Here is a 20717-nt window from a genome sequence, read left to right as displayed (position 1 = left end):
CCGCCCGAAACCACGCGCCACACCCGCCACGAGCCCGACGCGGCCGGGGCGTCCGGGCCCCGGCCGCTGACGGCCCCGCCCGAGGCGGGTGCGAAGGCGCACTACGTGGACCCGGTCGTCGTGGAGCGGGCGGCCGAGGTGTGGTGCGTGCGCGAGCGGTGGAGCGCCGGCGCGGACCCCGAGGCCGTGCGCGACCTCGTGGCCGTGCCGCTCGACGGCCGCGCCGCGGCCGACGCGGACGCGGTCCGCGTCCTCGCGGCCGGCCGGGACTTCTTCACCGGCCCCCGGCTCTCCCCCGACGGGCGCCGGGTCGCCTGGATCGCCTGGGACCACCCCCGGATGCCCTGGGACGGGTCCGAGGCCTGCGTGGCCGACGTCCTGGAGGACGGCGCCACCCTCACCCTCGGCGTGCCCCGCGTCGTGGCCGGCGGCCCCGAGGAGGCCGTGGCCCAGGTGGAGTGGGCCGGCCCCGACTCCCTGTACGCGGTCACCGACCGCAGCGGGTGGTGGAACCTGTACCGGGTCGCGGCCGGCACCGGCGGGGCGGCGGACACCAACACCGGCGCGGCGGTCGCGCTCTGCCCCCGTGCCGAGGAGTTCGCCGGGCCGCTCACCAAGATCGGGTTCAGCTGGTGCGCGCCGCTGGACGGCTCCCGGGTGGCCGTGCTCCACCACGGCCCCGACGGTTCGGGCCTGTCCGTCCTGGACACCGGGAGCGGCGAGCTGAAACCCCTGGCACCCGAGTTCACCGAGTGGGCGGCTCTGCTCTGCGCCGACGGCGACCGCATCCTGGCGGTGGGAGCCGGCCCGGCCCGGGACTTCGCAGCCCTCCTGGTCGACGCGCGCACGGGGCGGGCCGAAACCCTGTCAGTCCACCGGTCCGACATCGACGAGGCCTACCTCCCGGTGCCCTCGCAGCGGACCTTCACCGACGTCCGCGGACAGGACGTGCACGCGGTCCTCTTCCCGCCGCGCAACCCGCGGTTCGCCGGCCCCGCCGGCGAGCTCCCGCCGTACGTCGTGTTCGCGCACAGCGGTCCCACCGACCGCTTCCCCGCCGCGTTCTCCCTGGAGGTCGCGTACTTCACCAGCCGGGGCATCGGCGTCGCCGCGGTCGACTACGCGGGCTCCGCCGGATACGGGCGCGCGTACCGCGACCGGCTGCGGCACGCCTGGGGCCTCCAGGACGCCGACGACTGCGCGACGGTCGCCGCGGGCCTGGTCGCGGAGGGCCTCGCCGACGGCGGGCGCCTGGGCATCCGGGGACGCAGCGCGGGCGGCTGGACGGCAGCGGTCTCGCTGACCCGGAGCGACCTCTACCGGTGCGGCGCCCTTTACTACCCGATCCTCGACATGGCGGTCTGGCGCGCCGGGCAGCGGCACGGCGAGTTCGAGGCGTACTGCTGCGACACCCTCGTGGGGCCGTGGCCGGCCGAGCGCGCCCGCTACGAGGAGCGCTCACCCGCGTCCAACACGGCCGGCCTCACAGCCCCGTTCCTGCTGCTCCAGGGCACCGACGACCCGATCTGCCCGCCCGGACAGGCGGCCGGCTTCCTGGACGGCGCCCGCCGGCGGGGGATCCCGTACCGGCACCTGCTCTTCGACGGGGAGCGCCACGGCTTCAAGCGCGGCGCCCACGTCGTCGCCGCCCTGGAGGCGGAACTGGAGTTGTACCGGCAGACCTTCGGGAGCCGTCCATGACCAGCCCCGCCACCGCGGCATCCGCCGCGCAGACATTGCGGGCACAGCACACAGAAGGGACCCAGCGACCCATGCACACTGACGCCGATTCGGTGCACGAGCTGTTCCGGCGGCAAGCCGGGAGGACTCCGGACCGGGTGGCCGTCCGCGACGCGGACGGCGCCTGGACCTACGCCGAACTCGACGCGGAGGCGGACCGGATCGGCCACGCCCTGCGGGCCGCGGGCGCGGCGCCCGGGGACCGGATCGGCATCCACCTGACCCGTACCCGCTCCATGGTGGCGGCGGTGCTCGGGGTGCTGCGGACCGGCGCCTCGTACCTGCCCCTGGAGACCGAGTACCCGGCCGAGCGGCTCGCCTTCATGGCCGAGGACGCCGGTGTCGCGCTGCTGGTGGCGGAGGCCGCGACCGCGGCCGCCTTCGAGGGCTGGTGCCGGATCGTGCGCGCGGACGAACTCCCCGAGCCCCGGGCCGCGATGGAGCCCGCCGCCACCGCCCCGGACGCCGTGGCGTACGTGATCTACACCTCGGGCTCCACGGGCCGCCCCAAGGGCGCGCTGCTGACGCACCGGGGCCTGGTGAACATCCTGGAGTACGCCGCCCGCACCTTCGGGTTCGGCGAGGACGACTCCGTCCTCGCGATGGCCTCCTTCTCGTTCGACTTCGCCCAGCTGGAGATCCTGCTCCCGCTGGTCCGCGGCGGCTGCGTGCACCTCGCGGACCGGGGCGCGGCCCGCGACCCGGAGCGGTTCGCGGCCGCACTCGCCGACCGACGGCCCACCTTCCTGATGGGCACGCCCTCGCTGTTCGGGGCGCTGGCCGCGAACGGCTGGCGGCCCTCCGCCGAACTGCGGATCATCGCGGGCGGCGAGGCCCTGCCGCGGCGCACGGCCATCGCGCTGGACTCGGCGGACCAGGTCTGGAACATCTACGGGCCCACCGAGACGACCATCTTCTCCACCACCTGCCGGGTCGACCCCTGGGACATCACCATCGGTGCCCCGGTCTCCGGCACGTTCGTGGACATCGTCAAGGACGGGACGCCCTGCGAGGACGGCGAGACCGGCGAGATCCTGATCGGCGGCGTCGGCCTGGCCGAGGGCTACCTGAACCGGCCGGAGCTCACGGCCGAGCGGTTCGTGCCCGACCCGCGGCGGCCGGGCGGCCGCCTCTACCGGACCGGTGACCTGGGCCGGCGCCGCCCGAACGGCGAGATCGACTACGTCGGCCGCATCGACGACCAGGTGAAAATTCGCGGCAACCGGGTGGAGCTGGGCGAGGTCGAGACCCGGCTGGCCGAGCACCCGGCCGTCGCCGAGGCCGCGGTCGTGCTGGAGAAGGGCGACGGGACGGCGCGCCTCGTCGCGTACGTCGCCCCCCGCGAGGGCGGGGACCCCACGCCCGCGGAGCTGGCCGGGCACCTTGCCGCGGTCCTGCCGGGGTTCGCGGTGCCCGGCCGGATCACGGTGCTGCCGGCGCTGCCGCGCAGCGCCAACGGCAAAATCGACCGGCTGGCCCTCGGCACCGGAGCGGTACCGGCTCCGGACGCGCGGCCGGACACCCGGCCCGACGCGCAGCAGCCGGCCGAGGCCCGGCCCGCGGGGGCTCCGGACGCGGCGTGGGAGGTGCTCGCGGAGGCCTGCCGCGAGGTCCTGGAAGTGCCCGGCGTCCGGCCGGAGGACGACTTCTTCGCGCTCGGCGGCGACAGCCTGGGCGCCATGACCCTGACCGGCCGGGCCCTGGAGAAGGGGCTCCGGCTGCGGGTCGCCGACGTGTACCAGGCCCCCGACCTCGGCGCCCTGGCCCGGCTCGGCACGGCAGCGCCCGCCGCCGCGCACCCGGCCGCCGCGGTCCCGGCCCCGGACGGGCCGCCCCGGCTCACCCCCGCCCAGCACCGCTTCCTGGCCTGGGAGCACCCCGAGCCGGACCACTACAACGTCACCCTGCTGGCGGGAACCTCCCACCGGCTCGACCAGACCCTCCTGCGCCGGGCCCTGGAAGTCCTGTGCGAGCGGCACAGCGGGCTGCGCTCCCGCTTCACCCGGAACTCCGGCACGTGGGAGCTCTCCCACGTGCCGGTGCCCGAGGCGGTGGCTCTGGCCTGGCACCGGGAGGACACCACCGCGGACGCCGAGGAGCACGCGGACCGGCTCCAGCGCTCGCTGAACGTGGAGACCGGTCCGGTCTGGCGGGCCGCCTACTTCGAGCGCCCGGCCGGCGACCGGCTGCTGATCGCCTTCCACCACCTCGTCTGCGACGGCCTGTCCCTCCAGATCCTGGCCCGCGAGCTGGGCTGCGCCTACCTGGCCCTGGCCGGGGGCGCCGACACCTGGCACGCCGCGGCCCCGCCGTCCTCGTCCGCGTACGCGAACTCGCTGCACCGGCTGGCCAACGGGCCACTCGGCGAGCTGCTCGCCGAGACCTGGCGGGAGCTGCCCTGGGAGGGCCTGCGCCCGCTGCCGGCCGACCGGCCGGGCGGCAGCATGCACCTGAGCCACATCTCCTCCTTCACCGTCACCTGGTCCACCGAGGTCACCGAGGCCCTGACGGCGGCCCGGCGCCGGCCGCTCGCCACCGCCGAAGAGGCCCTCGTCTCGGCCATCTCGGCCGCACACGCGGCCGAGACCGGCGGCTCGGCCTCCGCGGTCGCCCTGTGCCGGCACGGGCGGACCGACCCGTCCGGCGCGGTCGAGCCGGGCGGCTCGGTGGGCTGGCTCAACAGCGTCACGCCCTACGTGGTCGACGTACCGAGGGACCGGTCGGACGCCGCGCTGCTGGCGGAGACCGCCCGGCAGCTGCGGCGGATCAGGGGCTTCGAAGTGACCTGGGGCGCCCTGCGCTTCCTCCACGACGACGCCGCGGCCCGGGCGGCCCTGGCGGCCCTGCCGAAGCCGGACATCTACCTGAACTACCTGGGGCACCAGCTGCACGACGTCGAGTTCTCGGCGCCGTTCCACGCGGCCGACGGCGACCTGGGGCTGGAGATGACCCGGAACCGGTCCCAGCCCTACAAGATCAAGATCCATGCGGACGTCACCGGCGGCCGGCTCCGCGCCAAGTGGTCGTACAGCCGGGACGCCCACGACGAGGCCACCGTCCGGCGGATCGCCGAGGCCGCCGAGAAGCTGCTGATCCGCTTCGCGGCCGTCGTCGGGGAGGACGCGCGATGACACGGCCGGACTTCCGCCCGCTCCGGCACGTCCTCGTGGCCAACCGGGCCGCGATCGCCGTGCGCGCCGCCGAGACCTGCCGCGCGATGGGGCTCGTCAGCACGGTCCTGACGGCCGCCTCCGACCCGCAGGACCGGCATGCCGAAGCCGGCGACCACCGCTTCAGCGTCGGCGGCTGGGGCATGCGGGACACGTACGACTCGGTGGACCGGGTGGTGGAGGCCGCCCTGCGCAGCGGGGCCGACACCGTCTACCCGGGCTACGGGGCGCTCGCCGAGGACCCCGAACTGCCGGAGCGCCTGGCGGCGGCGGGGCTGCGCTTCGTCGGCCCGTCCGCCGGGGCACTGCGCTCCGTCGCCGACAAGCAGCGCGCCATCGAGGTGGCGGAGCGGCACGGCGTCCCCGTGCTGCCGCACCACACGGACCACACCCGCGCCGGGCTGGCCGCGTTCGCCGAGCGGACCGGCTGGCCGGTGATCCTCAAGCCGGCCGCCGGCTACGGCGGCCAGGGCGTGCGGATCGTCCACACCCCGGCCGAACTGGCCGCACTGGTACCCGGCGCCGCGGGAGCGGACGGCGGCCCGCGCTGGTACGCCGAGCAGTTCCGGGCCGACTGCCGGGTCGTCGGCATCAGCCTCGCCATCGACGTGTACGGTACGGTCGCCGAACTGGGCGAGCGGGAAACCCTGTTGAGCGCCGACGGCCTCAAGCTCCTTGAGGCCGCGCCGGTGCTGGGCGTCCCGGCCGGGCTGGTCGGGCGGATGCGGGCGGACGCCGGGCGGCTGGCCCTCGCGTTCGGCCTGACCAACGTCGTCACCGTGGAGTTCCTCGTCGACGGGGACGACTACTTCTTCATGGAGGTCAACGGCCGGCTGCCGCTGGCCTACCGGATGTCGGAGAGCCAGTGCGGGCTCGACGTCATCGCCCTCCAGCTCAGGATCGCGGCCGACGAGCCGATCACCCCCGGGACGGTCCGGGTGGACCGCACCACCCACGCTCTGGAGGCCCGGCTCTTCGTGCACCCGGCGGAGCTCTCCGAGTTCCCCCGCGTCGGGCGGCTGGAGCGGCTCTCCTTCCGGCCCGTGGCCGGGGTCAGCTACGCCCACACCGTCGACGCAGGCCGGCCGGTCTGGTACGAGCTGATCCTCGCCCAGGCACTGGCCACCGGCTCCCGCCGGGAGGAGGCAGGGGCCCGGCTGGCCGCCGCGCTGGAAGCCGGCGAGGCCGCCGGGATCCGGCACTACGCGCAGGACATCGCCGACGCCCTCGACACCCGTGTACTCCGTCCCGCGGCCTGCTGATGGCCGCCGGACCCCCCGCACCACACGCACCCATCCCCACGCGACACCCTGGAGTGGAAATGGCAACAGGCCTGACAGTGGCCTTCCTCGGCATGGACGGCATAGGCAAGAGCACGCTGTGCCGCGCCTTCGAGGAACGCATGCGCGCCGCGGGACAGGAGGTCGTCACGATCGCCTGGCGCTCCGTACTGCCGCAGGCCGACGCGCCCTGGCCGGCCGTCGCCCTCCAGCAGCTGTGGCTGGAGACCTTCCGCTGCCTCTACGGCGGCGGGCTGCGCGGCGGCGAGCGCATCGACCTGCCCCGCGACTATCCCTCCTGGGAGGCGGGCGGCCACGAGAAGGAGCTGGCTGCCGAGCCGGTCCACGAGAACAGCGCGGCCGGGGCCCTCGCGGCCGCGTTCGTCGAGATCGCCGGGAACGTGATCCTGGCCTCCGAGGTCGCCGGGCCCGCCCTGCGCCGCGGTGCCGTCGTCGTGCAGGAGTCCTACCCCCTCAAGCACGTGCTGAAGGAACTGATGGTGGCCCGCCGCCTCGCCGACGCACAGGACGGCGACCGCACCGCCGAGCTCACCGAGTTCCTGTACGACGCGCTCACCTCGGTCTTCGGCTCCGCCCTGCTCCAGCCCGACGTCGGCATCCTCATCGACGGCAGGGCCGCCGACGCCTACCGCTGGCGCACCGCCCAGAAGGGCGCCATCGGCGCACTGGAGGACTACGGTCCGGCGGGCGAGCGCAGCGAGGACTCCTTCCTGACCATGCAGGAGGAGACGGCCGGCGTGTTCCGCGCCGTCACCGAGAAGTGGGGCTGGATCCGGCACGAGGTCGACGACAGCGGCGTCGAGGCGAACACCGCGCGGGCCCTCGGCGCACTGCTGGCCCACCCGAGGATCGCCGAGCGGCTGGCGGAGGGCCGATGACCACGGGATCGGCCCTCAGCCGGGCACTGTCCGGGCTCGGCTGGTGGGACGTGTTCAAGACCGGCGGGCCCAAGCGGGTCCTCGCCTTCAACGGACTCGTCGACGCGGCGGGCACCGGCATGGCCGCCGTCTGCCTGCCGTTCTTCGCCGTACTGTCAGCCGGCCTCGGCGCGGGCGAGCTCGCGCTGGTCCTGTCCGTGTCGGGCGTGTGCGAACTGCTGCTCACCGTCCCCAACGGGGCGCTGGCCGGCCGGATCGGCGTGCACCGCTTCACGGTGATCAGCAAGGTTGTCCTGGGCCTGCTGTTCTGCGTGCTGCCGTTCGTGCAAGGCCTCACCGGGGTGCTGGTGGTCTCGGTGCTGGCCGCCGCCGCCCGTGCGGGCAGCCGCGGCCTGAACCAGACCCTGACCGTCGCCGTCCTCGGCGAGGGCGAGCGCGCCGGCATGCTCGGCGTGATCCGGGCCCTGCGCAACATCGGTTACCTGCTGTCCGGGGCGGCCGGCGCGCTGCTCGTCTCCTCCGGTTCGGACCTACTGCTCCAGGCGGGCCTGTTCGTCAACGGGCTGTCCTTCTTCTTCGGCGCCCTGTGCGTGGCCCGGCTCAGCCCGGCCGGGCCGCTGGAGGTGTCCCGGGAGCGCACGGACTGGTCGGTGCTGCGCGACTGGGAGTACTTCGCCCTGACCGTGTGTGCCGCCGTCTTCGGCAGCAGCCTCGTGGTGCTTGACGTGGGCCTGCCGTTGTGGGCGCTGCGGCACGACAACATCCCGAAGGCGATGGTCGGACTCGTCGTCGTGGTCAACACCCTGATGGTGGTGATCCTCCAGTACCGCTTCACGCAGCGGACGGCGGACGTCCCGTCCGCGGGCAGGGGCATCTCGACGAGCGCGGTGGCCTTCGCGGTGGCGTCGCTGCTGCTGGCCTGGTCCGCGGACCTCACCTCGTACGCAGTGATCGGCGTGCTGCTGGCGGCGGCCGTCTTCCTGACCTTCGGCGAGATGCTGGAGTCCCCCGCCTGGTGGACGATCTCGTACGAACTCGCCCCGGCGGACCGCAAGAACGAGTACCTGGCCGCCTTCGACCTGAGCACCGGCATCGTCTCGATCGCCGGCCCCGTCGCCATGGCCCTGGTCGTCGGCGCGGACGCCACCGGCTGGCTGGTCTACGGCGCCGTGCTGCTGGCCGCGGCCGGCGTCGGCGCCCTGCTGACGGGACGGCGGGCCCGGCGCATGGGAGTGCCGGCCGCCGCGGCCACCGCGGGGGAGCTCTAGATGGCCCTGGAGATCGAGCGGAAGTTCCTGGTCGAAGCCGGCGCCGAGCCCCCGCCGGCCGGCACCGAGCCCCGGCGCATCGCGCAGGGATACGTGTCCATCTCGCCGGACGGCACCGAGGTCCGGCTGCGCGACGCCGCGGGCCGCTGGTTCCTGACCCTGAAGCGGGGCTCCGGAATGGTCCGCACCGAGGTCGAACGCGAGCTCACCGAGGCCGAGTTCACCGGCCTGTGGCCGGCGACCGCCGCAGCCCGCCTGGAGAAGGACCGGTACAGCTTCGAGGCGGGCGGAACCCTGTTCCACCTCGACGTGTACCACGGCGCGCTGTCCGGACTGCGCACCGTCGAGGTCGAGTTCGACAGCGAGGAGGCGGCCCGCGCCTTCGACTGCCCCGCCTGGTTCGGTCCCGAGGTGACCAGCCTGGCCGCATACAAGAACCAGTCCCTCGCGGTGGACGGTATGCCGCCGCACGAAGGAGAGAGTCCCTGATGGCGCTCAAGACATCCCTGATCAAGCCCGCCACACCGCATGACCGGGACGACCTGATCGCGCTGATGAGCCTCGCCGTGCTCCAGCCGCGCTTCTCCGTGGAGCGCTCGATCGCCGCGGTCGAGGCGGTCGGCGGCGAGGAGGCCGCCCGGATCCTGGGCAACCACCGCACCCGCAGCATCGTCATGCCGCGGCTCGCCCCGTACGCGGAGTCCTCCCCCGCCGTGGCCGCCTGCATGGAGGCGATCCGGCCGCGGGCCACCCGGATCAGGGAGATGCACGGGCTGATCGAGGAGAACCTCAAGCGCCTGGACGACATCGCCCGCGAGCACGGCATCGAGCTGTTCGCCATCAAGGGCCTCGGCGCCCGGGTCACGTACCCGGACCCCGGCATCCGGGACTTCGGCGACCTCGACCTCTTCGTCCGCCGACGGGCCGACGCCTACTTCCTGTCGCAGTTGCTGCGCCGCGAGTACGGACACGTCTACAACCCGAACGAGCTGCCCTGGTTCAAGTACGACCCGGCGGCAGGGCTGCTGTACGGCCAGATCAACCTGCTGGCCCCCGAGGGCGGCTCGGAGCTCAACATCGACCTGCACTTCGGCGACTACTCGGTGCGCCACTGCGCCCGGATCGGCCTGGCCGACGTACTGCCCCGGCACGAGCCCGGACTGGAGGTGATCGCCCCGGAGGAGAACCTGGCCTGCTGCGTCAACAACGCCGCCGGGGACTATTTTGTGACCGCGAAGGACGTCAACGACCTGCTGATGGCGCTCGCCCTGCCGGCCTTCGACGTCTCCCGCTTCGAGGCCCGTCTGCGCCACTCCGGCCTCGGCGAGTACTTCGGCTTCATCGTGGCCCGGCTGCGCGAGGTGTGCGTCCTCACCCCCGCGCAAGAGGCCCGGCTCCGCTCCCTGCCGTCCGCCCGCACCCTGGAGCCGACCCCCGAGCTGGACGGCCCGCACTGGACGCGCCGGTGCCTGGGCACCACGGTGCACGCCTACCGGGTGAACCGCCGCGAGGGCCGCGTCCGGGCGCTGCGGATCGCCGCCGACGCGTACGGCTACTACCGCGACCGGCTGAAGCTGGAGGTCGTGCCCGCAGCCCCCGGGCAGGAGCCGCCGGCCCTCGAACTGAATCCGTGGACCTGCGTCCGCTTGGTCCCGGCCGTCATCGCCCACGAGCTGGCCGCGGACCGGACCTCCGGGCCGGGGCAGCCGGCCGCGCTGTTCCGGCGCACGCAGCTCCTCGGCGATCCCGGAGTGGTCCGCCACGACGGGCCGGCGGGCACCGTGGTCCGGGTCGACGGGGAGTACTTCGTACCGACCGTGGACTACCGGCTGCCACGGGATCTGGTCGAGCAGGCCTGGGCGCTCCACACCGCCTCCGGATGCTAGACCTCACCGGCCCGCCGCGGGCCTGGCCGGAGCGGCTGGGCCGCGGATTCGCCGCGGCTCAGGAGCGGGCGGCCCGGACCCCCGGCTGCTGGGACTCCGCCCCCTCGCGCGGAGACGAGGCCCTGCGCGACCGGGTGGCCGAACTCGCCGGGCTCGACTCCGACGGCCGGGAACGTCTCGTGATCACGGGCGGGATCAGGCAGTTCGCCGCCCTGTGGGCCGGGCGTACCCGGGTGGCGGTGGTCGAGGAGCCGACGTTCTCGGACGTGCCGCTCGTCCTGGGCGGGGCGTCCGAGGTCCGGCGCGCGCCCTGGGAGCGGCTGGCGGACGCCGCCGCCGGCGCGGGGCGGGTCACGTTCTGGCTGACGAGCCCGCTGCGCAACCCCGACGGCCGGTCGCTGACGCAGGCGGAGCGGACCCGGCTCGCGGCGCTGGCGGCGGCCGGGCACGAGGTGGTGGTGAACCAGGTGTACCGCTGGTACGCCCCGACGGGGTGCGTGACGCCGGACGGGGCCTGGAGCGCCACGTCCCTGTCCAAGCTGACCGGCGGCGGCACCCGCCTCGGCTGGGCCGCCGGCCCGTCGCCGGAGGCCGCCGAGGCGGCCGCGCAGAGCTGGCGGATGCCGGGACCGGCCACGGTCTGGCAGCGGACCTGGGCGCTGTTCCTCGACCGGCCGACGGTGGCGGCCCTGCTCGCCGAGTGCGTGGAGCCCGTCGCCGCCGCCCGCCGCGCCTTCGCCGCCCGCGCCGCCGAACTGCTCGGCTGGGCCTGCGACGGCGAGGGCCTGTCTCTGGCCCTGGCCGGAACCGGACTTGCCGAGGAGGCACTGGTGGCCCGGCTCGCCGAAGCAGGCGTCCGGGCCAACCCGGGCACCGCCTTCGGCATGCCCTGCCCCTCGGTGCGGCTCGCCTTCACCGGCATCGGCCCCGCGGACGCCGTCCGCGCGGCGGAACGCGTCGCCCACCTGCTGGCCCGGCACCCGGACCTGGAACTGACCCCCTGGACCGCCACACCGTCGACACCCCTGGAAGGGAGAGCAGCATGACGGCCGACGGACCCGCGGCGGACAACGGCACGGCGGCCGCCTCCGCAGACCGCCGGATCCTGTTCGTCCACGCGCACCCCGACGACGAGTCGATCGGCAACGGCGCAACCATGGCCCGGCTCATCGCCGAAGGCGCCCACGTCACCCTCGTGACCTGCACGATGGGCGAGGAGGGCGAGGTCATCCCGGCCGACCTGAACCACCTCACCGCCACCCGGGACGACACCCTGGGCACCCACCGGGCGGCCGAACTGGCCGCGGCGATGCGGGAACTCGGGGTCCGCGACCACCGGTTCCTCGGCGGCCCGGGCCGCTACCGCGACTCGGGGATGATGGGCGCGCCCACCAACACGGACCCGCGCTGCTTCTGGCAGGCCGACCTGCCGGAGGCCGCGGACCTGCTGGTCCGGGTGGTCCGGGAGACCAGGCCGCACGTCCTCGTCACGTACGACACGCGGGGCGGGTACGGTCACCCCGACCACATCCAGGCCCACCGGGTCGCCGTCCTCGCCCGGACCCGCGCGGCGGACCCGGACCACCGGCCGGAGCTGGGCGAGCCGTGGCACATCGGGGCCGCGTACTGGAACTGCGTCCCCCGCTCGGCCGCCGAGGCCGGACTGGAGTCCGTACGGGAGGACCTGCCCGGACTGCCGTTCACCGCGGTCGCGGCCCTCGGGGAGATCCCCGGTGTGGTGGCCGACGACCTGGTCTCGGTGACCGTGGACGCCGGCCCGTACCTGCACCCCAAGCGGGCGGCGATGCGCGCGCACGCGACCCAGATCCTGCTGGCGGGCGGGCACTTCGCGCTGTCCAACGGCCACGGCCAGCCGGTCCTGGACGGCGAGCACTACCTGCGGGCGGACCCGCAGGCGCCGTCGCGGACCCCGGCCCGGTCCGATTCCCCGTCACCATCCCCGTCGCCCGACCTCTTCTGGAAGGCCTGAACCCGTGAGCACGCACCCCACAACAGCGGACACCCTCCTTGGACTGGAAGGCCTGATCCGCATGGTCCGCTACGGCCAGCGCAGGGTCGCCGTCGACGCGCCCGGCCCGCAGCTCCGGGCGGCCCAGGCAGGCCATCCGGACGTGGCCCTCGAGCCCCTGGACCCGGCCGCGGCCGGCCCGGAGGGCGCCCTCGCCGGCATCTGGTGCGGCACCCGCCTGGCCGACGCCGCCCCCGGCGCCGCCGCCGCGGCCCTGCGCGACTTCTGCCTACGGCTCGCCCCGCACGGCGTGGCCCTGGTCGGCTTCCGGGCCTCCGGAACGGATCCGGTCTGGACCCTGGAGACCGTCCGCGCACTGTTCCTGGACTGCGGCTTCACGGTCACGAAGATCCACCGGGTGCCGGACGCCCGGGACGGCGAGGACGTGATCTACGCGTTCGGCAGCCGCCGGGCCGAGTGCTGCACCGGCACCCCCGTCCCGCTCTACGACACCCACGCCCACTGACCCCTCACATCGAGCCGCACCACCCGACCACCCACCCGACCACCACCCGCCGAGCGAACCAACCGTGAACACAACCATCCTGACCAGCACCTCCGGATACGCCGAGGCCGCCGACGCGCTCGCCGAGCAGTACGAGAGCGTCGGATTCGAAGACGTACACACGGGCGTGCTGCACCTGCTGCCGCCGCCGGGCGCCCGGGTCCTCGACATCGGGTCGGGCACCGGCCGCGACGCGGCAGCACTGGCGGCGCTGGGCCACACCGTCGTCGCCGTGGAGCCCACCGCCGAACTCCGCGCCCACGCCCGTCGGATCCACCGCACCGACACCATCACCTGGCTCGACGACTCCCTGCCGGACCTCACGGAGCCGGACCGGCGGGGACCGTACGACCTGGTCGTCGTCTCGGCGGTCTGGATGCACCTCACCGCCACCGAGCGGGAGAGGTCGATGGCCCGCGTCGCCGCACTGCTGGCCCCGGGCGGCCTGCTGCTCCTCTCGCTCCGGCACGGCCCGGTGCCGCGCGGGCGGCGGATGTTCGAGGTCACGGCGACCGAAACGATCGAACTGGCCCGGTCCCGGGGGCTGGCCTGTGTCCACCACGGCGACAGCGCGGACCCGTTCCACCGGGGCGGCGTGCGCTGGAGCGATCTTGCTTTCACCAGGGGGAACGATGAAGAGTCCTGAATCGAGACCGGCCTCCGCCGACCTGCGGATACCCGCCGACCTCAAGAAGTTCACACCCCGGGACTCCCGGGTGTTCGTCGCGAAGGTCGCCTTCGCCTGGCTCCTCATCGCCCTTTCGGCGACCTGGGTCCTCACCCACGGCTGGGCGGCCGCCCTGCCCGCCCAGATCGTGCTCGGCATCGTCTACGCCCACGGCGTGGAACTCCAGCACCAGGCCCTGCACGGCACCGGCCTGCGCTCGCAGCGCAACAGCCGGATCGTCGGCTTCCTCCTCGGCGTGCCGCTGTTCGTCAGCTACTCCCGCTACCGTGCCCTGCACCTGCTGCACCACCGCTACCTGGGCACCGACAAGGACACCGAGTTCTTCGACTACTCCACGACGGCGGACCTGACACTGGGCAGCCTCTTCGCCTCGGCCTTCAACGTCCGCCGCTGGCTGGGAGCCGGCCGGGACATGCTCCGCTCCCTGTCCCCCCGCGCGACCTTCGGCGCCCGCATCACCGAGCCCGCCGTCCAGCAGCGCATCCGCACCGAGTACCGCCTGATGCTCGTCACCCTCACCGCCCTGATGGCGCTCTCCTGGTGGCTGGGCAGCCCCCTGATCGTCACCCTCTGGCTGATCCCGCTGGTCTTCGCCGAGCCGGTCCACTTCCTGATCGAGCTCCCGGAACACATCTTCTGCGACCGCACCACCAGGGACGTCTTCAAGAACACCCGCACCATCAAGGGCAGCCGCTTCTCCTTCTGGCTCACCAACGGCAACAACCTCCACGTGGAGCACCACCTCCGCATGGGCGTCCCCATCAACAAGCTCCCCGGCCTCCACACCGTGACGGCCGACCGCATAGAGAACTACTCGCCCACCTACGCCGCCTTCTACCGAGAGGTCCTCAGAGCAGCCATCCACCGCTACTGATCCGCATCCCCGCTCCCGCGCCAGGCGTGGCGTGGTGGGCCCGGGCGGACGGCGCGTAGCTGAATCCGAGGTCTTCGAGGGCGTACCGATGGCCCCGGCTGCCGTCGGGCAGTCCCACCTTGCGCCGCGCGGCATGCCAGGGGACGAGGCCGAGCACTCCGGTGGGGACGAGCACGACTCGGGGGACCCCGCTCCGGCGCGCACCGTCCTCCGGGAGGAGGTGACCGGCCAGATCGCGCATCGCCGCCGTCCACGCCCAGTCGCAGACGGCCCGCAGGGCGCGCCCCCAGCCGGTGGCAGGGGCGCTGTGCGGGTACCGCAGACGGTGGTCGTGGGCGCGCACGAAGGTGCGTAACGCGTCGGCCCGGACGTGGAGCGAGGGCAGGCGCAGGGCCGAGACGGTGCCGGCCCGGTGCAGCACCAGGGCCCAGCCGGACCGTTCCCCGTCGCCGGGGAGCAGGTGCACCACAGCGTCCGAGCCGATCTCCCGGCATGGCTCGGCCGCCCTGTCCTGGGTCGTCGTCCCCGTGAAGTCGCCGACGACGGGGTCGGTGTCCGTGGCACCGCGGAGCGCTTCGAGGACGAGGGGACGCAGCTCCGCGGGTACCCGCGCGCGGGGCGGAGCGGCCGAGCCGGCGGTACGCAGGGCGGCCGCAGGAACCGAGCCTCCGTGCCCGGGCGCAGGACCAGGGAGGTGTCCGCCTCGGTGGGGGGAGCGCCCGGGCGCCCGGTGCCTGGCCGTGCCGTCACCGTCTCCGCAACCCTCAGGGCCAGGGCGGCCCACTGTTCGGCGGGGGCGTCCCTCGGCGGGATCGCGGAGGGGCCCCACAGGCCCAGGGCCAGCCGCGGATCGGCAAACCCGAAGCCTCAGGGGCGGGTTCGCTGACTTCTCGTCGCCCCGACAGCGCCCCCCCTGATCCCAGCCGAGCCGGGCGAGCCGCGGCGCCGGGCTTCACGCTGCCTCCCCCGCTGCTCGCCGAACCGGAGCCTCCGGCCATGCCCAGCTTGGAGCAAGCACGTGTATCTCAGTACTGGTGGTAGGCGATGATGACGCGTCCCGAGGTCAGGAGCGCAAGGCGCTCCTCAGAGTATTCCAGCTCCTCGCGGTAGAGGGCAGGCTCCAGTGCGACCAGGAGCTTGAGGATCTCGACTGCTTCTCTCGCAGGTTCTATCGCTTCCATTGCCTGTCCGCCGCCGAGCATGTGTTCGCGGAGCACCCTCAGTGCAAGTCCAAGAAGGGGCCAATCGGCTTGGCCGTGGTAGCTGACGCACTCACGGGCCGTGTGGACCGCCTCGCTCGCCGCGGAGATCGAATCCTGCGTATTCCAGCGCCCAAGGCGGTGGGCCAAGGTGATGAGGCTCATCACCAGTTTGGAGCCGTGGACGACTGGGTCAATGGTGTTCAACTTGCGGGCGACGGCTACGGCTTCCCGCGCCGTTTCGAGCGCATCAGAGGGGAACCCAGCCCTGTCCTGCACGACGGCCAGGTTGTTCAGCAAGGTGCACAGATTCGGCTCGCGGGTTGCAGGGTTGACCTTCGCCAGGCGGCGGGTGGGCTCAAGTAGCTCTTGATACATCTCAAGAGCTGCCGCGTCTCGTCCGTACATGCGATACACGGTGGCGAGGTCCATGGTGACGCCGAGGCGCTCGACTTCCTCGCCGGGGGTTCGCTGGGGGAGGGAGCGGTACATCTCGGCGGCCTCGGTGAGGTGCACCAAGGCGTCCTCGTACCGTCCGGCTCCGATCTCAGCCTGCCCCAGTATGCCAATCGCCAATGCCAGTTCTGCCTCCCACGGGCCGGGGGTTGCCTCATTCAGCTGCTCGAAGGCTGCTACCGCGTCCTGTGCCAGTGTCAAGGACCAGGACGGTTCTCCATACGCGGTGGCGAGGCCACTGGCCTTACGCAGCACGGTCGCGTAGCCCCGTCGATGGGCGATCGGGTCCTCGGCCATGAGCTCCTGATAGAGCTGGCGGGCCTCTTCCATCCACTGCCGTGGCTCGGTTTGGAAACGACCGACGAGTGATCCTTGCGCAAGCGCCAGGTTCGCCAACGCCATGGCGAGGCCGGCGCGGTGTGATGTGGGGCCGGTGTCGGCCAGGTGGCGCCAGGCCGGGATGGCGTCACGCTGTGCCTCTACCGCTTCACGGTGCATACCGGCGAAGTGGAGGCGGGAGGCGAGCCGGTCGCGGACGGTGGCGTGTGCCAGCGGGTCCTGAGTCTGCGACAGCTCATGGTGGGCCAGCCGGTAGACGACTGCGGCCATCCCCGTGTCGAGCTCAGGAACGCTGCCTTCCGGGAAGAGCTCTGCGATTGCCTTCAGCACATCGGGCGGCAGCGCGGGCACGTCGGCGATCGCGGACAAGGCTGCTGCGCCAGCCGTGATGGCTCGCTCTGGGGCCTCCTGAAGTAGGACGGTGAGGTGAGCGGCGACGTGGTTCCAGCGTCCGGCACCGGCAGCCGACGCGAGCACCGTCAGGAGTCGCTGGGTCTGCTGGGCTGCCTCAGGGGCGGGCACGGGTTCGGCGAGCAGGCTGGTGAGCGCGGCTCCGGCCCAGGGTTGTGAGGGGTAGTCGATGTCGTGTCCGGGCAAGGACAGCGCGACGAAGTCCTCGGCCAAGCGGTCCGGGTAAAGCGGTTCCAGCACCATGCTGGCAGTGGAGTCTTGGGGCGGGTAGGAAAAGGCGTGGTCTCGTATGACTCCTCTGGGAGAGGTGATGTTTTGGCCGGCCAGAGCGGGGCCCGCGAAGTGGTCCGGAAGCGGTCCGGCAAGACACGCCGTGAACACAGCCCGGTTCATCACGGCTGGCGGAGTGCTGTAGTCGTGCCCGCCATCCTCGTAAAGTCTGCGCCAGTGCAGCTGCTCGCGGTCCAGGAGGTAGATCGTCAAAGCCTCGAGTCCCTGCGGTGCGGCCACATTCCGGGCATGGGCGTCGACGGCTACGAGGGCGGCGATGTGGAGAGCGAGCACCAGCCCGAATTCCTCGCCGTTTAACGCGACGGGAGGGACGATCTCCACGGTGTCCGCCAGCCCGTACAACCGGCGGAAGGTATCTGCTGCTGTGCGGAACATGCTGGCGCGTGCGGCCTCGCCCACCAGCTCCGCGAGCCCTTGGGCCGAGGTGTCGGCCTGGTAGGTGTCCAGCGTGGCACGGACGGACGGCCACGGATACGTCGAGCGTGCCACCATCAAGATGCGCACCTTGATGCCGTCACGGTGCAGCAGGGCGTTCTTCAGGAGCCAGGTGAGCGCGGACAGGTTCCAGCGGTCGGCGTAGTCGACGATCAGCAGCAGCCTTCCGCCTGCGGTCATGGTGAGGTCCTGGCTTCCAGCGGCTATGGGGCCGGTATCCGGGCCGTGGAACGCGGCGGCCGCCGTCCAGCCTTCCGTGACAGACCGCTCGGCGAGTTCGGCAGCCAGCCGGCTCTTCCCTTGCCCCCCTGGTGCGTGAAGCCAGCGGACTGCGAGGCGGGATTCGCCATCCCGCCACGACTCCAGCTCACCCAGGGCCTCGTCGCGCAGGACGAAGGGAACCAGAGCACGCCGTGCGTTGAGCATCCGGCTCGGCAGCTCGCGCAGCCACTCCGAGGGTGGACGAACCGGACCCTGCCATCGTGCAAGCAGGTAGAGAGGAGCTCCACCCCCCATGATGTGAAGGTCTGCGCCGATCACTCCATACGCAAACCCGTTCACGGCGGTAACGTTCTGCACGACTGCGCCGGTCGGGTCGCCGTCCTCTGAGATCATGCTCAGTGCCCGTCAGAGTACGGCAGGGGCACCGGAGCGTTGTCCGTCTGCGCGGCCGGATGATGCGGCGAAGCGGCATGGTGATGGACGATCACGTTGCCATTGGACGCCCCGTACGCGCTTCCCCCCGCGTATGCCGTGACGTTTTGGACCCACGCCAGACCGTCGGGGGGCAGATCCCCTCGTGTCTGCGTGATGAAGGACCGCACTTCCTCCAGGGCCTCCGGGTGCCTCTGAAGCAGATTCTCGAACTCGCCCTGCCACAGGGGAACAATCCGCTCACGGGTGGCGGCGGGGTCGGCGGCACTCTGGACACGGGCAGCCGTCGTGTCGAGAAGCGCGTCGTCGGGGCCGGGATCCCGCCGGAAGAGGCGGACTGCCGCCTCGCGCGTGCTCTCCCACGCGGAGGTCGCCATGGCTGCGACCAGTGTGGTCGCTCCCGCCATCGCGAGCGCGGTAATCGGTTCCAACACAGTACCCCCCTGGACGCCGGCCCCAGATGGTTTGAAGGCGGCTTCGCAAACCCATTCGACCTCTTCTGCATTCCGCAACTCTGTTCTGACTAAGCGTCGTTGAGTTGCGTATGGGGGAAACCTCAGGGTTGGCGTGACCCACGGGCGGCCTCGAAGGTCCAGATCGCAGCCAGCCTGACTCTTGACAAAACCCGGTCGACCGGCAGGGATCCTACGTAAGATCGAGAGGGGTCTCGGCGGTGTCTGATTCTCTCCCGGCTGTGATGCGCTCCATCTCCGCGCGCGGGTCATCCATCGGGCAGGCCGACGCCGAGGGCGACCTGGACTGGGCCGTCGCGGTCGACCCCACCATCGTCCGCGCCCACCACCACGCCGCCGGGGCCCGTCCGGCGAGCCGGCCGACCATGCCCTCGGCCGCTCCCGCGGCGGACTGACCACCAAGGTCCACCTCGCCACCGACAGCCACTGCCGACCGCTCGCGTTCGTCCTGGCTCTCAGCCCACCTATGCCGATCCCTTGCCCACCTCGTGCTCGATCGCGGATACGAACCCGTCAACGTCTTCAGGAGTGGTGTCGAATGAGCACATCCAGCGGACGACTCCGGGCTGCTCGTCCCGGAAGTAGAAGTGATATCTCTCCTGAAGCCGTTCAGCCGCCTCTCGGGGCAGGCGAGCGAATACCCCATTCGCCTGTACCGGGTAGACGATGTCGACTCCTTCGATGGATTCAACGCCTCGCGCGAGCCGCTGAGCCATGGAATTCGCATGCCGCGCATTGCGCAGCCACAGGCCGTCTGCGAGGAGTGCTTCCATCTGGACCGACACGAATCGCATCTTGGAAACGAGTTGGGTCGTCTGTTTCACGATGTGTCGCATGGAGCGTGCGATATCGGGGTTGATGACGACCACGGCTTCCCCGAAGAGCCCTCCCGATTTGGAGCCGCCGAACGAGAGAACGTCCACGCCCGCGTCGGCCGTGAGCTCACGCAGCGACACTCCGAGTGAAGCTGCCGCATTGGCCAGCTGGGCTCCGTCAACATGCAGCACCATTCCCCTGGCGTGTACATAGTCGGCGATTGCCCGGATCTCGTCCGCCGTGTAGATGGTTCCCAGTTCGGTGGCCTGAGTAATCGAGACCGCCTGGGGGGTGGCCCGGTGCATGTCGTGCCATCCCCAGGCCTCCCGGTCGATGAGCTCGGGCGTGAGCTTCCCATCGGGCGTGGGCATGCTGACGAGTTTGATGCCGCCCACCCTCTCGGGAGCACCGCATTCGTCGGCGTTGATGTGCGCCGTATCGGCGCAGATCACGGCACCCCATCGGTCGGTAACGGCCTGGAGGGAAACCACGTTCGCACCGGTTCCGCTGTAGACCGGGTAAGCTTCGGCCCTCTCACCGAAATGCTGGCGGATCAGGTCCTGAAGGCATCGCGTGTAGTCGTCCCTGCCGTAGGCGATCTGGTGACCGCCGTTCGCCATTTCAATAGCCGCCAGAACTTCAGGGTGGACCCCTGCATAATTGTCGCTGGCGAAGAAGCGGTCCAAGGGGTTATGGCGCTGCCTCGCCGCAGTGCGCGTTTCCGATGCCTTCATGAAATCTGAATTCTCCTCTTCGTATCGCGCGGCTTGAGAAGCCGCCGCCTTTCAGGGTGCGCTTGCGCGTGCCGGGGCGCCACTCGTGGTCCCACATGACCGAACCAGGTCACCGGAGGGGCGGGACATTCCTCACTGCCGGGCCCACGTCTGGTCCGCCACCCATTCGACAATGCGCCGTATGGGTGTTCCCGGGGTGAAGACCGCCGCGACGCCCCGGTCTGTGAGTTCCTGCACGTCGTCGGCAGGGATGATTCCGCCGCCGAAGACGAGGACGTCCCGGGCGTCTGCTTCCTCCAGGAGGTGCAGGACCTCGCCGAAGAGGGTCAGGTGCGCGCCGGAGAGCACGGACAGCCCGATGCCGTCGGCGTCCTCGGCGAGCGCCGCGGCCACTATCTGTGCGGGCGTCTGGTGCAGTCCGGTGTAGATGACTTCCGCTCCCGCGTCGCGAAGGGCGCGGGCTACGACTTTTGCGCCGCGATCGTGGCCGTCGAGGCCGGGCTTGGCGATGATCAGGCGGAGCGGGCGTACCGGAGTATCTGGGCTCTGCTGCATGGGATACCTGTCTCT

The 20717-nt window shown here is 72.3% G+C and carries 17 protein-coding genes and 1 pseudogene; 13 read left to right on the top strand and 5 right to left on the bottom strand.

Features of this window, described 5'->3' with window-relative positions; all coding sequences use genetic code 11:
* From ACQKM2_RS37120 to ACQKM2_RS37065, 12 genes are all read left to right on the top strand, one after another.
* Positions 1 to 1701 (top strand): prolyl oligopeptidase family serine peptidase (locus ACQKM2_RS37120; RefSeq protein WP_427717677.1); only part of this gene is annotated, 1701 nt, incomplete at its 5' end.
* A gap of 71 nt (positions 1702 to 1772) precedes the next feature.
* Positions 1773 to 4871: an amino acid adenylation domain-containing protein gene (locus tag ACQKM2_RS37115; protein WP_427717674.1), complete on the top strand. Its 3099-nt coding sequence runs from the start codon at positions 1773 to 1775 to the stop codon at positions 4869 to 4871.
* On the top strand, positions 4868 to 6172 hold the full coding sequence (locus ACQKM2_RS37110) for a biotin carboxylase N-terminal domain-containing protein (RefSeq protein ID WP_427717672.1): 1305 nt from the start codon (positions 4868 to 4870) through the stop codon (positions 6170 to 6172). The genes ACQKM2_RS37115 and ACQKM2_RS37110 overlap by 4 nt, the downstream gene beginning before the upstream one ends.
* Positions 6173 to 6231: 59 nt before the next feature.
* Entirely contained in the window at positions 6232 to 7089 is an 858-nt protein-coding gene (locus ACQKM2_RS37105) for a hypothetical protein (protein WP_427717670.1), read from the top strand.
* Positions 7086 to 8357, top strand: a complete 1272-nt coding sequence (locus ACQKM2_RS37100) for an MFS transporter (RefSeq protein WP_427717668.1) — start codon at positions 7086 to 7088, stop codon at positions 8355 to 8357. Before ACQKM2_RS37105 ends, ACQKM2_RS37100 begins: the two co-directional genes overlap by 4 nt.
* A complete protein-coding gene (locus tag ACQKM2_RS37095; RefSeq protein WP_427717666.1) occupies positions 8358 to 8846 on the top strand; it encodes a CYTH domain-containing protein in 489 nt (162 codons plus the stop codon).
* Positions 8846 to 10243, top strand: a complete 1398-nt coding sequence (locus ACQKM2_RS37090; protein WP_427717664.1) for a nucleotidyltransferase family protein — start codon at positions 8846 to 8848, stop codon at positions 10241 to 10243. Before ACQKM2_RS37095 ends, ACQKM2_RS37090 begins: the two co-directional genes overlap by 1 nt.
* The gene (locus ACQKM2_RS37085) at positions 10237 to 11289 is read left to right on the top strand and encodes an aminotransferase class I/II-fold pyridoxal phosphate-dependent enzyme (RefSeq protein WP_427717662.1); all 1053 of its coding nucleotides are present in this window, start codon (positions 10237 to 10239) and stop codon (positions 11287 to 11289) included. Before ACQKM2_RS37090 ends, ACQKM2_RS37085 begins: the two co-directional genes overlap by 7 nt.
* Positions 11286 to 12233, top strand: coding sequence for an N-acetyl-1-D-myo-inositol-2-amino-2-deoxy-alpha-D-glucopyranoside deacetylase (gene mshB, locus ACQKM2_RS37080; protein ID WP_427717660.1), 948 nt, complete (start codon positions 11286 to 11288; stop codon positions 12231 to 12233). The genes ACQKM2_RS37085 and mshB overlap by 4 nt, the downstream gene beginning before the upstream one ends.
* Before the next feature lie 4 nt (positions 12234 to 12237).
* Positions 12238 to 12738 carry a hypothetical protein gene (locus ACQKM2_RS37075; RefSeq protein WP_427717658.1) on the top strand — a complete coding sequence of 167 codons (501 nt, stop codon included), beginning with the start codon at positions 12238 to 12240 and terminating at the stop codon, positions 12736 to 12738.
* A 64-nt stretch (positions 12739 to 12802) separates the two neighbouring features.
* Positions 12803 to 13423, top strand: coding sequence for a class I SAM-dependent methyltransferase (locus tag ACQKM2_RS37070; protein WP_427717655.1), 621 nt, complete (start codon positions 12803 to 12805; stop codon positions 13421 to 13423).
* Positions 13410 to 14339: a fatty acid desaturase gene (locus tag ACQKM2_RS37065; RefSeq protein WP_427717653.1), complete on the top strand. Its 930-nt coding sequence runs from the start codon at positions 13410 to 13412 to the stop codon at positions 14337 to 14339. Before ACQKM2_RS37070 ends, ACQKM2_RS37065 begins: the two co-directional genes overlap by 14 nt.
* Here the strand turns inward: ACQKM2_RS37065 and ACQKM2_RS37060 are convergent.
* From ACQKM2_RS37060 to ACQKM2_RS37050, 3 genes are all read right to left on the bottom strand, one after another.
* Positions 14314 to 14805 carry a CHAT domain-containing protein gene (locus tag ACQKM2_RS37060; RefSeq protein ID WP_427717650.1) on the bottom strand — a complete coding sequence of 164 codons (492 nt, stop codon included), beginning with the start codon at positions 14803 to 14805 and terminating at the stop codon, positions 14314 to 14316. The two genes, ACQKM2_RS37065 and ACQKM2_RS37060, sit on opposite strands and share 26 nt — an antisense overlap.
* A gap of 559 nt (positions 14806 to 15364) precedes the next feature.
* Positions 15365 to 18085 (bottom strand): hypothetical protein, encoded by a 2721-nt coding sequence (locus ACQKM2_RS37055; protein WP_427717648.1) that lies wholly within the window; start codon positions 18083 to 18085, stop codon positions 15365 to 15367.
* Between the two features lie 2 nt (positions 18086 to 18087).
* Positions 18088 to 18555, bottom strand: a complete 468-nt coding sequence (locus tag ACQKM2_RS37050; protein ID WP_427717646.1) for a hypothetical protein — start codon at positions 18553 to 18555, stop codon at positions 18088 to 18090.
* A gap of 308 nt (positions 18556 to 18863) precedes the next feature.
* Here ACQKM2_RS37050 and ACQKM2_RS37045 point away from each other — a divergent pair.
* Positions 18864 to 19048: pseudogene (locus tag ACQKM2_RS37045) on the top strand (IS5/IS1182 family transposase); the annotation flags it as partial.
* A 13-nt stretch (positions 19049 to 19061) separates the two neighbouring features.
* Here the strand turns inward: ACQKM2_RS37045 and ACQKM2_RS37040 are convergent.
* Positions 19062 to 20147, bottom strand: a complete 1086-nt coding sequence (locus tag ACQKM2_RS37040) for a threonine aldolase family protein (protein ID WP_427717643.1) — start codon at positions 20145 to 20147, stop codon at positions 19062 to 19064.
* Between the two features lie 132 nt (positions 20148 to 20279).
* Complete coding sequence (locus tag ACQKM2_RS37035; RefSeq protein ID WP_427717641.1) at positions 20280 to 20702, bottom strand: cobalamin B12-binding domain-containing protein; 423 nt, start codon at positions 20700 to 20702, stop codon at positions 20280 to 20282.
* Positions 20703 to 20717 lie beyond the last annotated feature (15 nt).

It is taken from the genome of Streptomyces sp. NPDC004126, from assembly GCF_050275515.1.
In the GTDB taxonomy this organism is placed as follows: Bacteria; Actinomycetota; Actinomycetes; order Streptomycetales; family Streptomycetaceae; genus Streptomyces.
The sequence above is the reverse complement of the archived record's forward strand: the minus strand, read 5'-3'. Positions and strand labels throughout refer to the sequence as shown.